Here is a 14,769-nt window from a genome sequence, read left to right as displayed (position 1 = left end):
AATGGATATTTTAAAGATAGGAGTACTGGGAATTGTGGGGGTATTGCTTGCGATCCCGTTAAAAGTGCAAAAGGCGGAGTACAGTCTGTTTGTCAGCATGGCAGTATGCATCTGTATTTTTGTTTACATCATATCCAAAATAGAGATCCTGTGCCAGTACGCGAAGTCACTTGAGGCGATGCTCCCGGTGGATGGGACATACCTCGCGCTGATCTTAAAGATGGTGGGGATCACCTATGTGTCGGAATTCTCCGTTCACCTGTGTAAGGATGCCGGATACGGCGCGGTTGCGGCGCAGATTGAGATGTTTGCCAAGTTGTCGATCCTGGTCATCAGTATGCCGGTGCTTATGTCATTTCTGGATGTGATTGGAGAATTTTTATGAAAAAATGGGGCATGGCGGTTCTTGTTGTTTTATTCCTTTCGGTGGCGGGAGGTAAGACATCCGTGGTCTATGGAAACAGTTTTTCTGAGACGGACGGACAGGATGTTGAGGAAGAGCAGATCACAGAGTCCATGCTTCAGAGGATCGGCGCTTCAAAAGTGCAGGATTTTTTAGATAAACAGGAGAACCTTTCCGATGTCAGTTTTTCCTCGCTGGTGATTGGAATTTTAAAGGGGGAGGAAGGAATTTCCTCGGAAAAAGTGGGCACATGGTTAAAAGAGACGCTGTTTTATGAACTGGCGGAAACGAAAGGGCTGTTTGTCCAGGTACTTGTGATCAGTATCGCGTTTGGGATTTTAAAAAATTTTACCGATGTTTTTGACAACAGCTATATTTCAGAGCTTTGTTTTGTGTTAGTGTACAGTGTACTTGCGGTTTTGCTGATGCGGTCGTTTCTTGTTATGAGCGATCTGACCAAAGAGACGATCGGTACCACGGTGGAATTTATGCGGACCCTGATCCCGGTGTATGGCATGTCAATGGTGTTTTCCAATGGTACGGCAACGGCGGCGGCTTTTTATGAGCTGACATTTATCATTCTCTATCTGGTGCAGTGGCTGCTTTTGTCTGTGCTGCTGCCACTGGTTCAGATCATGATCGTTTTTTGCTTTATGAATGAACTACTTGACGGGGAAAAGTTTGAAAAAATGACAGAACTGATCGAAGAGGGGGTGCGTGTCACCTTAAAGTTCATCATGTCGGTGGTGGTTGGGCTCAATGTGATACAGGGGCTGATCCAGCCGGCAGTGGACAAGTTTAAAAACAGCATGGTATCCAAAACAGCATCCGCGATCCCCGGCATCGGCGGTTCCGTCCGGGCGGTAAGCGAGATCATCGTCAGTGCGGGAACCCTGGTGAAAAACAGTGTCGGTGTGGCGGCAATGCTTCTTTTGTTCGGGATCTGTCTGTTCCCGCTTTTAAAAGTGGGAGTGATGGCGTTTTTTTATAAGCTGTCGGCAGCGGTTGTGGAACCGGTTGCGGATAAGCGGATCGCGGAAACCATGAACGGGGTGTGCCGGGGGAGCGTGCTGCTTGCAAAGATCCTGCTCACTTCGGTGCTGTTGTTTTTACTTACGATTGCCATGGTGACGGCATCGACAAGCTTTATATATTAGGGAGGGACTATGGGAAAACTGCTGGAGTGGATGCGGGGCATCGTATTGCTGTTTTTCTTGCTGACAGCGCTTCTTTACTTTATCCCGCGGGATGTATACAAAAAATATATCCGCTTTTTCATGGAGATGGTGCTGGTACTGGCAATCCTGCTTCCGGTCATGAAACTGTTTTACGGGGAAGACCCGTTTGGGAAAATGGTGCATTATGATGAATTCTGGCAGGAACTCTCAAACCTGAAAACAGACATGGAGCATATGGAGTATTTACAGAATGAATATTATGTAGAACAGTATGAGCAGGAGATCGGGGCAGATATCAAAAGCATGGCAGACGAGTATGGGTATGAGACGAAAGAGGTGCGGGTGAGCCTGGATGCGGATTACGCGATCGGACAGATCACACTTCGCGTAAAGCCAAAGGAAGATGCAAAAGCGCTTGCGGATTTTAAAGAGGCACTGTTTTTATTTTATCGTACCGATGAGTCCCATGTGGAGATTCTGACGCAGTAGAGGGAGATAATATGAAAAAATTCGTTGACTGGAAACATGGAGAAAATGCGGATAAAAACAAATGGCTGATCGCGGTTTTAGCGGGCGCGCTGCTTCTCGTCGTCGCACTGCCGTCCGGTGAAAAAAATGAAAAGAACAGCGGAAAGGGGGAAGAATCTGTGACGACAGCGGCAACTGACAGCGGAGGAACAAAGGCAGATTATTACCGGCGGCAGTTGGAAACAGAGCTTGCACAGATGCTGGAAGAAATGGAAGGGGTGGGAAAAGTAAAAGTCATGATCACGTTAAAAGACAGCGGGGAACGCGTGGTGGAAAAAGACCGTTCAGACAGCAGCACCGTGAGCGAAGAGACAGAGCAGGAAGCATTAAAAAGAAGAGAAACCCAGTTACAGTCGGAAGAGACGACTGTTTACGCGGACCGGGAGACCAATGAGCCGTTTGTGAGCAAGGAAAACAGACCGGCGGTAGAAGGCGTTTTGATACTTGCGGAAGGCGGAGACAGTACGGCGGTAAAACAGAATATTTCTGATGCCGTTTTGGCATTATTCCATGTGGATGCACATAAGATAAAGGTAGTTAAGATGAGTGTGCAGGAGGCAGCAGAGTGAAAAATATTTTTAAGAAAAATCAGATCATCATCACAGCACTGGCGCTTATGATCGCAGCAGCGGGATACGTCAGTTATACCAACGGAAATTTAAAAGATGACAAAGAGGTGGCGCAGACCAGCGCGGAGGTACTGGAAGAAGATTATGAGATTTCGGATGAAGATCTCGAACTGGCGGCAGGGGATATTTTTACCGATACAGAAGACGGAACAGCGGAAACCTCTGCAGATGCGGGAATGACGGAAAACAGCGGGGAGAGTACGATCGAAAATCCGGGAGAAGCGGTGCTTACAAGCTCAAATGTCAGTGCGGGAACCGTGGATTTTGCGGTGGAGATGAAGTTAAACCGTGAGCAGATGCGTGCCCAGAATAAGGAAACTTTGCTTGATGTCATCAACAATGCCAATATCACGGAGACACAAAAGCAGGCAGCAGTGGATCAGATGATCGCAATGACGGATGTGGCAGAGCGGGAAGCCGCTGCGGAGATGTTACTTGAGGCAAAGGGATTTACCGATGTGGTCGTAAGCATTACCGATGACAGCGCGGATGTGGTATTAAACATGGGAGAAGTCACCGATGCGAAACGTGCGCAGGTGGAAGATATCGTAAAGCGTAAGACGAATGTTGCGGCAGAAAAGATCATCATCACCCCGATCCAGGAAACTGCGGACGGAACCGGTAACGGAAATGTGACCGGAACGGAGACGGCGACAGAACAGGCAGGAGATCAGCAGATGACAGATACGGAGACCGGGGCAGCGGGAGGAACGGAAAGCACAGGCAGCACAGAAACCGCAGAATAAGACGTTGCATAAATGGAAAAATAAATTTATAATGAAAACAACCAGAGAAAGCAGGAGGAACAGACAGATGAAAAGAGTTTTTTTATTCGTTTTGGACAGTGTTGGAATCGGTGAAATGCCGGATGCGGCGGATTACGGAGATGAGGGAAGCAATACACTTCTTGCCGCATCGAAAAGTCCGTATTTTTCCATGCCAAATATGAGAAAACTTGGATATTTTAATATAGACGGCGTAGAGATCGGAGAAAAAGAGGCACATCCGGCGGCATCGTTTGCGCGGATGATGGAGCTTTCCAAAGGAAAAGATACAACGACCGGTCACTGGGAGATCGCGGGCATCATTTCAAAGTCGCCGATGCCAACGTATCCGGATGGATTTCCGGAGGAGATCATTGCGGAGTTTGAAAAAGAAACCGGACGGAAAGTGATCTGTAACAAACCGTATTCCGGAACAGATGTGATCCGGGATTATGGGGAAGAACATATGAAAACAGGGGCACTGATCGTATATACGTCGGCGGATTCTGTTTTTCAGGTGGCGGCGCATGAGGAAGTGGTTCCGGTGGAAACCCTGTACCATTACTGTGAGATCGCAAGAAAGATTTTACATGGAAAACACGGAGTCGGCAGAGTCATTGCGAGACCGTTTGTCGGAACACCGGGAAACTTCACAAGAACTTCAAGAAGACATGATTTTTCACTGGTTCCGCCGCAGACTACGATGCTCGATCAGTTAAAGGACGCGGGATATGATGTGCTTGCGGTCGGAAAGATCAATGATATCTTTGCGGGAAAGGGGATCACGGATTTCATCCGCACGGACGGAAACGCGGACGGCATTGAGAAGACCATAAAATGGATGGATCGTGATTTTAACGGACTTTGTTTTATCAATCTGGTGGACTATGATATGCTTTACGGACACCGGAATGATGTGGACGGCTATGCGAAAGCGCTGACTTATTTTGACGAGCAGCTGCCACGCATCTTGGAAAAAATGCAGGATGAGGATATCCTTATGATCACAGCGGATCATGGCTGTGATCCGTCTACGCCGTCCACAGACCATTCGAGAGAATATGTGCCGCTCATCCTGTACGGAAAGCAGATTAAGGCGGGAATCAATTACGGAACCAGAAAAGGATTCGGTGATATCGGGGCGACCGTGCTTTCCTATTTTGGCATTCCATCAAAGATCGAGGGAACTTCCATTCTTGACAATACGGATACGGTATTATAAACTTAAGAAGTTTATGGAAAGAATGGGAGGATAATCCTTTGGCTGATTTGAGAAAAGAAATAGAAAAAAGAAGAACTTTTGCAATTATATCACACCCGGATGCCGGTAAAACGACACTGACAGAGAAGTTTCTGCTCTACGGAGGAGCGATCAATCTTGCGGGTTCCGTAAAAGGAAAGGCAACTGCAAGACATGCGGTGTCTGACTGGATGGAGATCGAAAAGCAAAGAGGTATTTCCGTTACCTCATCGGTACTGCAGTTTAACTACGGCGGATACTGCATCAATATCCTGGATACACCGGGACATCAGGATTTCTCGGAGGACACTTATCGTACGCTGATGGCGGCGGATTCCGCAGTCATGGTCATCGATGCATCCAAAGGTGTGGAGGCGCAGACAAGAAAGCTGTTCAAAGTCTGTGTCATGCGGCATATTCCGATCTTTACGTTCATCAACAAAATGGACCGTGATGCCAACGATACGTTTGATCTTTTAGACGAGATCGAAAAGGAGCTTGGGATCGCTACATGTCCGGTGAACTGGCCGATCGGTTCCGGTAAAAATTTTAAAGGTGTATACGACCGGAATACCAAAAAGGTTATGACTTTCTCAGATACCTTAAAGGGTACCAAAGAGGGACTTGAGAAAGAGATCGCGATCGATGATCCGGCGTTAGAGGCGGAGATCGGAACCGAGTATAAAGAACAGCTTCTGGAGGAAGTGGAACTCTTGGATGGGGCTTCCGCCGAATTTGATATGGACAAGGTATCAAAGGGAGAACTTTCTCCGGTGTTTTTTGGCTCCGCACTTACAAATTTTGGTGTGGAAACTTTTTTAAAGCACTTTTTGCAGATGACGTATTCTCCACTGCCGCGTAAGGCGGATATCGGGGAGATCGATCCGTTCTCGGAGGATTTTTCGGCATTTGTATTTAAAATTCAGGCGAACATGAATAAGAATCACAGAGACAGGGTAGCCTTTATGCGTATCTGTTCCGGAAAATTTACGGCAGGCATGGAAGTAAAACATATCCAGGGTGGAAAGACGATCAAGCTTTCCCAGCCGCAGCAGCTGATGGCAGATGAGCGAAAGATCATTGAAGAGGCATATGCCGGTGATATCATTGGTGTGTTTGATCCGGGTATTTTTTCAATCGGAGATACACTGACCACCGCAAAGGAAAAATTTGCGTTTGAGGGGATTCCAACGTTTGCGCCGGAGCATTTTGCAAGGGTGCGTCTGGTAGATTCCATGAAGCGTAAGCAGTTCGTAAAAGGTGTGACCCAGATCGCGCAGGAAGGTGCAATCCAGATCTTTCAGGAATATAAGGGCGGTATGGAAGAGATCATCGTCGGCGTGGTAGGTGTACTGCAGTTTGACGTTTTGAAATTCCGTCTGGAGAGTGAGTACAATGTTGAGATCCGTCTGGAAAATCTGCCGTATGAGCATATCCGGTGGATCAAAAACAGCGATATCGATATGGATCGCCTGACCGGAACATCCGATATGAAAAAGATCATGGATATGAAAGGCAATCCGCTGTTACTGTTTGTAAACGCATGGAGTGTCGGCATGACACTGGACAGAAACGAAGGACTTGAACTGTCTGAATTCGGAACAGCGCAGTAGAAGATCAAAGGAGGAAAAAATATGGCAGTTGTAACGATCACAAACGACAATTTTGAAAAAGAAGTACTGGCGTGTGACATCCCGGTTTTGCTTGACTTCTGGGCAGAATGGTGCGGACCGTGCAAGATGATGTCACCGGTTGTGGATGAACTGGCGGACGAACTCGAAGGCAGAGTAAAAGTCGGCAAGGTAAATGTGGATGAAGAAGCGGCACTGGCATTAAAATACCAGATTATGAGCATCCCGACGTTAGTTGTAATGAAAAACGGTGTTTTTCAGAATAAAGCGATCGGTGTACAGACCAAAGAAGAGGTTCTGGAACTTTTGAAATAAGGCTTGACGAAAACAGAGCATGGAATTTATAATGAGAACAGTTGAAAATCTTCAACTGTTCTTTTTTTCTTATAGATGAATTCCCAATCCGGATAAAAACGAACATATTTTCGAAAAAAGTAGTTGACTTTTAAACGAAGACAGTATATGATAATAACAGCGTAGCGAACATAGGTTCGCGTGAGAAGGAGAATAAAAATGGCAAAGGAAGATAAATTAAAGGCATTGGATGCCGCAATTTCACAGATCGAGAAGCAGTATGGCAAGGGCTCTATCATGAAGCTTGGAGATCCGAGTACCAGTATGAATGTGGAGACTGTCCCGACCGGAGCGCTCAGTCTGGATATCGCGCTTGGTCTCGGAGGACTTCCAAAGGGAAGGATCATTGAGGTTTACGGACCGGAGTCCAGTGGTAAGACGACCGTGGCACTGCATGTAGTGGCGGAGGTACAGAAACGTGGCGGTATTGCCGGATTTATTGACGCAGAGCATGCGCTCGATCCGGTTTATGCAAGAAATATAGGCGTGGATATCGATAACCTTTACATATCACAGCCGGATAACGGTGAGCAGGCACTTGAGATCACAGAGACCATGGTGCGTTCCGGAGCGGTGGACATTGTGATCGTTGACTCTGTGGCGGCATTGGTTCCGAAGGCGGAGATTGACGGTGACATGGGAGATTCACATGTCGGACTTCAGGCACGTCTGATGTCCCAGGCACTCCGTAAGCTGACAGCAGCAATCAGCCGTTCGAACTGTATCGTTATCTTTATCAACCAGCTGCGTGAAAAAGTGGGCGTGATGTTTGGAAATCCGGAGACAACAACCGGTGGACGTGCGTTGAAATTCTACTCATCCGTGCGTCTGGATGTGCGCCGTATCGAGGCGTTGAAACAGGCGGGAGAGGTAGTCGGAAACCGGACCAGGATCAAGGTTGTAAAGAATAAGGTGGCACCGCCATTTAGGGAAGCGGAATTTGATATCATGTTCGGGCAGGGAATCTCAAGAGAGGGAGATGCGTTAGACCTTGCGTCAGACCTTGGAATTGTAAATAAGTCCGGAGCTTGGTATGCGTATAACGGTGAGAAGATCGGACAGGGACGTGAAAACGCAAAGCAGTTTTTGAAAGACAGACCGGAGGTCTTCGCGGAAATTGAGGCACAGGTGCGGGCGCATTACGGACTTGGAGCGGACGGCATGGATGACGGTACTGCTGACGCAGAGCAGCCGAAGTCTGCGGATAAGAAGGAGAAAGAAACCAAAGCAGAGAAGGAAGCATAGTGCATGCTGGTACAGGAGCTGAAAGATCTTCCGGCAAAAAAAGTACGGGTTGTGTTTGAAGATGCAGAGGATCTCGTGCTGTATCGCGGTGAGATAAGAAAATACCGGATAGAAGAGGGCGAGGATCTGCCGGAAGAAGAGTACCATGAGATCTTCTATCAGGTGATCGGAAAACGTGTGAAGAAACGCGCGATGCATCTGTTGGAAAAGATGGACCGGACAGAAAGCAATCTGAGGGAAAAACTGCGGATGAACGGATATCCACAGGAGCTTGTCGATGAAGCGGTAGACTATGTAAAACGTTATCACTACATTGACGATCGCAGGTACGCGGAGAATTATGTGCGTTTCCATCAGGGACAAAAAAGCGCGGTGCGTCTGAAAATGGATCTGATGAGAAAAGGCGTTTCCAAAGATCTGATCGAGCAGGCACTTTCGCAGGAATATCAGTCCGATGAAAGAAAAATGATTGAACAGATCTTACAGAAAAAAGGATATTTTTCCGGTGAGAAGCTGCCTGCGGAACAACGGAGAATGTATGGGTATCTGCTTCGGCGGGGATATAAGAGCAGTGACATTTTACATGTAATGAAATGCGACGACTACTTGACATAACTTGTGATTAAGTATAAAATTTATATGTTGTTATTTATGACAGATCGAAAGAAATTTTGTTATATGGACAATGAAAACTTAATAAAGGAGGTGCGCCTGTGCCACAAGTAATTATTGCTGTAATAGTCACGTTAGTTGTTGCTATTCCTATTACTTACTTTGTTGCCACTTCTTATTTCAAGAAGGCTTCCGAGGCTAAGATCGGAAACGCGGAAGACAAAGCGAGAGAAATAATAGATGAAGCAGTAAAAACCGCAGAGACGAAAAAGAGGGAATCTTTACTTGAAGTCAAGGAAGAATCAATCCGTGCGAAGAACGATCTTGATAAGGAAATCAAAGAGAGAAGATCCGAGATCCAGCGTAATGAACGCCGCGTAGAACAGAAAGAATCTAACCTGGACAGAAAGTTAGAAGCGATCGAGAAGCGCGAAGCGGGTTTTGCAGCGAAAGAAGAAGAAATTAACAGACAAAAAGCAGAAGTTGCGAAGCTCCATGAGGAGCGGGTGCGGGAACTTGAAAGAATCTCCGGTCTTACCTCCGAACAGGCAAAAGAATACCTTTTAAAAACTGTTGAAGAAGATGTGAAACTTGATACCGCGAAAATGATCAAGGAAATGGAAAGTCAGGCAAAAGAAGAGGCTGGCAAGAAAGCGAAGGAGTATGTAGTCACAGCAATTCAGAAATGTGCGGCAGATCATGTAGCTGAGACGACGATTTCGGTAGTACAGCTTCCAAATGACGAGATGAAGGGAAGAATCATTGGTAGAGAAGGACGAAATATCCGTACACTGGAGACACTTACGGGTGTGGATCTGATCATTGATGATACACCGGAAGCAGTTATCTTGTCCGGATTTGATCCAATCCGCAGAGAAGTGGCGCGTATCGCACTGGAAAAACTGATCGTAGATGGCAGAATCCATCCGGCAAGAATCGAAGAAATGGTCGAGAAGGCTCAGAAAGAAGTCGAGACTATGATTCGTGAAGAAGGTGAAGCGGCGACCCTGGAGGTTGGCGTTCACGGAATTCATCCGGAACTGGTTCGTCTGCTTGGAAGAATGAAATTCAGAACAAGTTATGGTCAGAATGCATTAAAGCATTCGATTGAAGTGGCGCAGCTTTCCGGACTGCTGGCAGCCGAGGTAGGTGTAGATGTAAGAACTGCGAAGCGTGCAGGTCTTTTACACGATATTGGTAAGTCAGTGGATCACGAAATGGAAGGCTCACATATTCAGATTGGTGTGGATTTATGTAGAAAATACAAAGAATCCCCAATTATCATCAATGCTGTAGAAGCGCATCATGGCGATGTGGAACCGGAGTCTCTGATCGCATGTCTTGTACAGGCGGCTGATACGATCAGCGCAGCCCGTCCGGGAGCAAGAAGAGAGACACTGGAAACATATTCCAACCGATTAAAACAGTTAGAAGACATTACAAATGGCTTCAAAGGGGTAGAAAAATCTTTTGCAATTCAGGCAGGTAGAGAGATTCGTGTTATGGTAGTTCCTGAGCAGATCAATGATGCCGATATGGTATTGCTGGCACGCGATATTTCAAAGCAGATCGAGGCTGAACTGGAGTATCCGGGACAGATCAAGGTCAGCGTTATCCGCGAGTCACGTGTTGTTGATTATGCAAAATAATTTTGAAACAGAAAATAAAAAACCACTATATTGTAAAATATGGTGGTTTTTTTGTAATAAGCGATAAGGAGGATAAAATGAAACATCATATCAAACGATTAAAGAGAGAACTGGTGTATCAGGGCTCAATACTGGACATTTATGCAGACTATATGCAGCTGCCGGATGGAAAAACGGCGAAGTGGGATTTTGTGTCTCACAGAAAGGGAGCGGCGGCAGTGGTAGCGGTTGCGGAGAATGGAAATCTGTTACTGGTTCGTCAGTACCGTTCAGCGCTGGATCGTGAGACGCTGGAGATCCCGGCCGGATCAAGAGATTCCGTGACAGAAGATACGATGGTCTGCGCAACACGGGAACTGGAAGAAGAAACCGGATGGAAAAGTGAACATGTCGAAAAGCTGTTACAGTTAAAAACGACCGTTGCGTTTTGCAATGAATTTATTGATGTATACCTTGCAACAGATCTGACACCGGGTGTCCAGAAGCTGGATGAGGGAGAAGAGATCGAGATCGTGTCCATGCCACTTGATGAAGCGGTACAAAAGATTTACTGCGGCGAAATACAGGATGCCAAGACGGTGGCTGGAATTTTGGCATATCAGAGCAAACTGCTTACCGGCAGGATTCATAAATAGGACAAAGAAGGCATACGTTAAAGAGAGAAAACAAAGAAAGTATGTGGCCGTTATAAAGATGACGATGGCAAGGAAGGCGGAATGTGTATATCTGATCTCGTTTCTAGCGGGTATCGTTCTTGCAAATACACTCGGCGTTGAAGAATTAAGACACTACGGGATCTTAAATGAATACTTTGTGAAACAGCTGTTGTACGCATCGATCAATTATGATGATCTGCTTTTTTATGTAGCCGAAAACCGGGGGGCTGTTTTTTTTCTGCTTTTTCTGCTCGGGATCACAAGAATCGGTATTCCAACCCATTTTGTATATCTGGCGTGGAATGGATTTTCATTCGGAGTTGCGATGGTGTCTGTGATCGTCAATTTCGGGATTCGCGGGATACCGGTGTTGTGTGCGCTGCTGTTTCCACATTACCTGTTTTACATTCCGCTTTATCTGATCCTATTCGGACTTAGCTGTTATCTTGGAAAAAGAGAGATGAAAAGACAGAGCGCGTCCGGTGGACTTCCTGAAAAAGTTTTATTTCTGGGCGGTATAGTGATGACTTTGGGACTCTTTTTTATCGGCATAATGACGGAAAGTTATGTAAATCCGCGCATCATGAAGAAACTGGTAAAAATTCTCTGAAAAAATAAAAAAAAATTTACCAGATGTGGTGCGAAAAAAATCCGGGTTTGCGATATGTAGTAGTTTTATGTAAATCAAAAAATTCTGTTTAAAATTGCTATTTGCATTTTTATACTGATATATTATAATAGGATGGTACCTCTTTTTCGGGTACATTTTTTACATTACAGGCGGAAGGGTTAAGACGTATATGACACAGGAAATTGAAAATTTTATTATGTATATGCGTGAGGAGAGACATACCTCCGAAAATACAGAACTCTCGTATGAGAGAGATTTGAAAAAACTGTGTCAGTTCCTGGCAGAGCAGGATATGGAAGATGTCGAACAGATCAGTGAGACGATGTTAAATTCTTATATTTTATATTTGGAAAAGATCGGGCGCAAGGCGTCCACGATCTCAAGAAGCATCGCATCCATGAAAGCATTCTTTCATTATCTGGCAAGAGAGGAACGAATCGAACATGATCCGTCAGAGAACTTAAAGGCGCCTAAAATAGAAAAAAAACTGCCTGAGATCCTTACGGTCGAGGAGACAGAACGCCTGTTGGAACAGCCGTCGGGAACGTCGCCCAAGGAATTGCGCGACCGCGCGATGTTAGAGCTTTTGTACGCAACCGGGATCCGGGTTTCAGAACTGATCCATTTAAAAATATCAGAGATCAATCTGAATCTTGAATTTGTAACATGCAAAGACGCGCATAAAGAGCGTGTGGTACCGTTTGGTGATAAGGCAAGGGAAGCGGTTTTGGCATATCTGGAAAATGGAAGACCGTTTCTGGTGGATGATGACGCCTGTGAGCTTTTGTTTACAAACTGCTCCGGTAAGGCGATGAGCCGTCAGGGCTTCTGGAAGCTGATCAAACATTATGGAGCAATGGCAGGAATCGAAGCGGACATTACACCGCATACGCTGCGTCATTCTTTTGCGGCGCATCTGGTTTCAAATGGAGCGGATTTACATTCGGTGCAGGAAATGCTCGGGCATTCGGATATTGCGACAACGCAGGTATACAATGCGCTCAATCAGGGCAGAGTGCGTGAGGTTTATAAAAAAGCGCATCCCAGAGGATAAAGTGATAAAGAAATAAAAAGAGAAATAATAAAAAAGAATACCGGAAAGCCGTTTGACTTTCCGGTGTTTTTTTTGAATCATAGGAAATTTCTCAAACAGTCAGAAATAGTGTATAATAGACTAGAAATAAAAAATGACATGGCAAAAGAGCGAATGGTGGATTCGCCATGACGTTGTTTATGAAGTTTGGTCCTATGTCAAGATTTAGTACAAGTTAAAATGAGAAACTTTTCCCATTTTAACCCGCCAGAAGCTCAGCCTCAGTGTGTGTTCTTTCATACAATCGTTCGAATTCATTTGGTGACATATAGTTACAATGGCTATGAATTCGTTTCGTATTGTAGAAAGCTTCCAGATATTCGAAAATCAAGCGGTATGCCTGCTTGTAATCGTGAATTTTAAAGCGGTTGAGCCATTCACGTTTGATAATCGAATGGAAGGATTCAATGCAGGCATTATCCCACGGAAATGCTTTCTTTGAGTAACTACGCTGCATATTTTCTGTTACTTTTTTATATTCCGTCGCAACGTACTGACTGCCACGATCAGAGTGAATGATCAATGGCTGGTCGATATTTCGGCGAGCTTTGGCTTTGTTTATCGTATCAATCACGCAGGATACTTCCAGTGTTTTTGAAAGTGTCCATGCTATGATTTTTCTGGAAAATAAATCCATAATACTGGTCAGATAGACAAATCCGTCTATTGTCCAGATGTAGGTGATATCCGAACACCAGACAGCATTCGGGCGGTCAGGATTAAACTGTTCATCAAGGATATTTTGTAATTCTGTGCTGAAATCAGAATCTTTTGTGGTGATGGTCCATGGTTTGCTCCACTGAGCACGGATTCCCATTTGGCGCATATATGTACCAACGGTTCTTTCCGAAATGACTTCACCGGTTTTTCGCAGTTCTACAGTGATTTTCGGAGCGCCGTAGTTCTGCTTGGAATCATCATAAATATCCTGTATTTTTGCTTTTACAGCTTCACGACGTTTTTCTGTATCAGAAGGTACGCGGTGGAGCCATGCACGATATCCTGAACGTGAGACACCTAAAAATTTCAACATTCCGGAGACGGAAAACCGGCGTCCAGCCTTTCGGGCAGCTTCCGTCTTCTCAGACACTTCGAGATAAATGGCTTCCGTCATTTTCCCAGAATGTTGATTGCTTTTTTTAATACATCAAGTGCATCTTGGGCATCACGTAATTCACGTCTGAGACGGGCGATTTCCTTCTGTTCATCGGATGCGTAATTACCAGAACCCCGAACAGGAATATCACCGGATTCACGGAAGTCTTTCAGCCACTTTGTTAGTGTGCTGTATCCGATGCCAAGATTTTCTGCACATCCACGTACACCGAGATCTTTATGATCTTGATAATACCGGATTGCATCAAGTTTAAATTGTTTGTCATGTTGCATTGCCATATGAGATCCTCCTTCAGCATGTCTCTATTGTACCATGTTAATATGTATTTGGAATTTCTCATTTTGGCTTGTACTATTTATATTCTAGCATCAGTTTTTTGTTTTGGTTTAGGACAGCTGCACTATCTGACTATGGAGAAAGAATGATTATGAGCATGGATTTATCCATATCCCATAACCTTTCGATATTGTTCAAATAGTGCAGTTTTTTTGTGGTAAACTTCTAAAACCAACATAGAAGTGCCACATTTGGAACAGCAGAGAGGGTCGTATCCGAAAGAGAGAAGAATGGAGTGCCGCCAGTCCTGGATAGAATGCAGGAAACGTTGTTTTTCAGCAGAAATACATTTACGGAGATTCTTTTCCTGTTTATGATGTTTTGCATATATCCCATAGTAGCGGAGCATTTTGAAATGTTTTTCGGGGATGTGTACAATCAGTTTTTGGATGAAGTTCAAAGCAGGGATGGTTTCAGTAACTGTTTTGTTGTCTTCGTGTCGGGTGTAATGAAAGGTTACATTTTCGCCGTCATAATTATCAATACGGGATGTGGCAATAACAGGTCTGCCGAGGTATCGGCTGATGTATTTAGTGTCTGCTGATCAAGCCGCAAACACTTGATTTTACTGACTTTTGCCCCACTTTCTGGTATAATGATAGCAAGGATTTTGACGAAAACAAATCGTTTTTCTTGCAGTTTTTTACAGATTTTGAGCATACGAGGGACTAAAACAATGTACAAACCGATCGACAAGCTACAG

General features: G+C 45.1%; 17 protein-coding genes and 1 pseudogene. 14 read left to right on the top strand and 4 right to left on the bottom strand.

Annotated elements, in window-relative coordinates:
* The first annotated feature begins 1 nt into the window (after position 1).
* The 14 genes from H8Z76_RS06725 (at position 2) to xerD (ending at position 12,574) form a co-directional block, all read left to right on the top strand.
* On the top strand, positions 2–385 hold the full coding sequence (locus tag H8Z76_RS06725) for a SpoIIIAC/SpoIIIAD family protein (RefSeq protein ID WP_022516103.1): 384 nt from the start codon (positions 2–4) through the stop codon (positions 383–385).
* The gene (locus H8Z76_RS06720) at positions 382–1,560 is read left to right on the top strand and encodes a stage III sporulation protein AE (protein WP_186982020.1); all 1,179 of its coding nucleotides are present in this window, start codon (positions 382–384) and stop codon (positions 1,558–1,560) included. The genes H8Z76_RS06725 and H8Z76_RS06720 overlap by 4 nt, the downstream gene beginning before the upstream one ends.
* Positions 1,561–1,569: 9 nt before the next feature.
* Positions 1,570–2,070, top strand: coding sequence for a stage III sporulation protein AF (locus H8Z76_RS06715; protein WP_186982019.1), 501 nt, complete (start codon positions 1,570–1,572; stop codon positions 2,068–2,070).
* Positions 2,071–2,081: 11 nt separating this feature from the next.
* Positions 2,082–2,678 (top strand): stage III sporulation protein AG, encoded by a 597-nt coding sequence (locus tag H8Z76_RS06710; RefSeq protein WP_022515028.1) that lies wholly within the window; start codon positions 2,082–2,084, stop codon positions 2,676–2,678.
* A complete protein-coding gene (locus H8Z76_RS06705) occupies positions 2,675–3,484 on the top strand; it encodes a SpoIIIAH-like family protein (protein WP_022515029.1) in 810 nt (269 codons plus the stop codon). Before H8Z76_RS06710 ends, H8Z76_RS06705 begins: the two co-directional genes overlap by 4 nt.
* Positions 3,485–3,551: 67 nt before the next feature.
* A complete protein-coding gene (locus H8Z76_RS06700; RefSeq protein ID WP_022515030.1) occupies positions 3,552–4,724 on the top strand; it encodes a phosphopentomutase in 1,173 nt (390 codons plus the stop codon).
* Between the two features lie 38 nt (positions 4,725–4,762).
* Positions 4,763–6,355, top strand: coding sequence for a peptide chain release factor 3 (locus tag H8Z76_RS06695; RefSeq protein WP_147618615.1), 1,593 nt, complete (start codon positions 4,763–4,765; stop codon positions 6,353–6,355).
* Positions 6,356–6,376: 21 nt separating this feature from the next.
* A complete protein-coding gene (gene trxA / locus H8Z76_RS06690) occupies positions 6,377–6,688 on the top strand; it encodes a thioredoxin (protein WP_022515032.1) in 312 nt (103 codons plus the stop codon).
* 198 nt (positions 6,689–6,886) lie between these two features.
* Positions 6,887–7,972 carry a recombinase RecA gene (gene recA, locus H8Z76_RS06685; protein ID WP_147618616.1) on the top strand — a complete coding sequence of 362 codons (1,086 nt, stop codon included), beginning with the start codon at positions 6,887–6,889 and terminating at the stop codon, positions 7,970–7,972.
* A 3-nt stretch (positions 7,973–7,975) separates the two neighbouring features.
* Complete coding sequence (locus H8Z76_RS06680) at positions 7,976–8,587, top strand: regulatory protein RecX (protein ID WP_186982018.1); 612 nt, start codon at positions 7,976–7,978, stop codon at positions 8,585–8,587.
* Between the two features lie 98 nt (positions 8,588–8,685).
* Positions 8,686–10,233, top strand: coding sequence for a ribonuclease Y (gene rny, locus H8Z76_RS06675; protein WP_022515034.1), 1,548 nt, complete (start codon positions 8,686–8,688; stop codon positions 10,231–10,233).
* Positions 10,234–10,310: 77 nt separating this feature from the next.
* On the top strand, positions 10,311–10,868 hold the full coding sequence (locus H8Z76_RS06670) for an NUDIX domain-containing protein (protein WP_022515035.1): 558 nt from the start codon (positions 10,311–10,313) through the stop codon (positions 10,866–10,868).
* 58 nt (positions 10,869–10,926) lie between these two features.
* On the top strand, positions 10,927–11,499 hold the full coding sequence (locus tag H8Z76_RS06665; RefSeq protein WP_022515036.1) for a stage II sporulation protein M: 573 nt from the start codon (positions 10,927–10,929) through the stop codon (positions 11,497–11,499).
* A gap of 190 nt (positions 11,500–11,689) precedes the next feature.
* On the top strand, positions 11,690–12,574 hold the full coding sequence (xerD, locus tag H8Z76_RS06660; RefSeq protein WP_186982017.1) for a site-specific tyrosine recombinase XerD: 885 nt from the start codon (positions 11,690–11,692) through the stop codon (positions 12,572–12,574).
* A 238-nt stretch (positions 12,575–12,812) separates the two neighbouring features.
* Here xerD and H8Z76_RS06655 read toward each other — a convergent pair whose 3' ends face one another.
* From H8Z76_RS06655 to H8Z76_RS13480, 4 genes and pseudogenes are all read right to left on the bottom strand, one after another.
* The gene (locus tag H8Z76_RS06655) at positions 12,813–13,727 is read right to left on the bottom strand and encodes an IS3 family transposase (protein WP_186982016.1); all 915 of its coding nucleotides are present in this window, start codon (positions 13,725–13,727) and stop codon (positions 12,813–12,815) included.
* The gene (locus H8Z76_RS06650) at positions 13,724–14,008 is read right to left on the bottom strand and encodes a transposase (RefSeq protein WP_004842221.1); all 285 of its coding nucleotides are present in this window, start codon (positions 14,006–14,008) and stop codon (positions 13,724–13,726) included. Before H8Z76_RS06650 ends, H8Z76_RS06655 begins: the two co-directional genes overlap by 4 nt.
* A 161-nt stretch (positions 14,009–14,169) precedes the next feature.
* Positions 14,170–14,598, bottom strand: a pseudogene (locus H8Z76_RS13955) (transposase); the annotation flags it as partial.
* A partial coding sequence (locus tag H8Z76_RS13480) for a hypothetical protein (RefSeq protein WP_207723110.1) occupies positions 14,523–14,769 on the bottom strand: 247 nt, incomplete at its 5' end. The pseudogene H8Z76_RS13955 and the gene H8Z76_RS13480, both read right to left, overlap by 76 nt.

Origin of the sequence: Roseburia yibonii, assembly GCF_014297335.1 — a bacterium.
GTDB classification, from domain to species: domain Bacteria; phylum Bacillota; class Clostridia; order Lachnospirales; family Lachnospiraceae; genus Roseburia_D; species Roseburia_D yibonii.
Note: the sequence above shows the minus strand (reverse complement) of the source record. Positions and strands in the feature narration are given on the sequence as shown.

Excerpts from the sequence above, each read along its gene's own strand:
- H8Z76_RS06725 (WP_022516103.1), top strand. The coding sequence starts at position 2 with ATGGATATTTTAAAGATAGGAGTACTGGGAATTGTGGGGGTATTGCTT.
- H8Z76_RS06720 (WP_186982020.1), top strand. The coding sequence starts at position 382 with ATGAAAAAATGGGGCATGGCGGTTCTTGTTGTTTTATTCCTTTCGGTG.
- H8Z76_RS06715 (WP_186982019.1), top strand. The coding sequence starts at position 1,570 with ATGGGAAAACTGCTGGAGTGGATGCGGGGCATCGTATTGCTGTTTTTC.
- H8Z76_RS06710 (WP_022515028.1), top strand. The coding sequence starts at position 2,082 with ATGAAAAAATTCGTTGACTGGAAACATGGAGAAAATGCGGATAAAAAC.
- H8Z76_RS06700 (WP_022515030.1), top strand. The coding sequence starts at position 3,552 with ATGAAAAGAGTTTTTTTATTCGTTTTGGACAGTGTTGGAATCGGTGAA.
- trxA (WP_022515032.1), top strand. The coding sequence starts at position 6,377 with ATGGCAGTTGTAACGATCACAAACGACAATTTTGAAAAAGAAGTACTG.
- recA (WP_147618616.1), top strand. The coding sequence starts at position 6,887 with ATGGCAAAGGAAGATAAATTAAAGGCATTGGATGCCGCAATTTCACAG.
- H8Z76_RS06680 (WP_186982018.1), top strand. The coding sequence starts at position 7,976 with ATGCTGGTACAGGAGCTGAAAGATCTTCCGGCAAAAAAAGTACGGGTT.
- H8Z76_RS06670 (WP_022515035.1), top strand. The coding sequence starts at position 10,311 with ATGAAACATCATATCAAACGATTAAAGAGAGAACTGGTGTATCAGGGC.
- H8Z76_RS06665 (WP_022515036.1), top strand. The coding sequence starts at position 10,927 with ATGACGATGGCAAGGAAGGCGGAATGTGTATATCTGATCTCGTTTCTA.
- xerD (WP_186982017.1), top strand. The coding sequence starts at position 11,690 with ATGACACAGGAAATTGAAAATTTTATTATGTATATGCGTGAGGAGAGA.
- H8Z76_RS06655 (WP_186982016.1), bottom strand. The coding sequence starts at position 13,727 with ATGACGGAAGCCATTTATCTCGAAGTGTCTGAGAAGACGGAAGCTGCC.
- H8Z76_RS06650 (WP_004842221.1), bottom strand. The coding sequence starts at position 14,008 with ATGGCAATGCAACATGACAAACAATTTAAACTTGATGCAATCCGGTAT.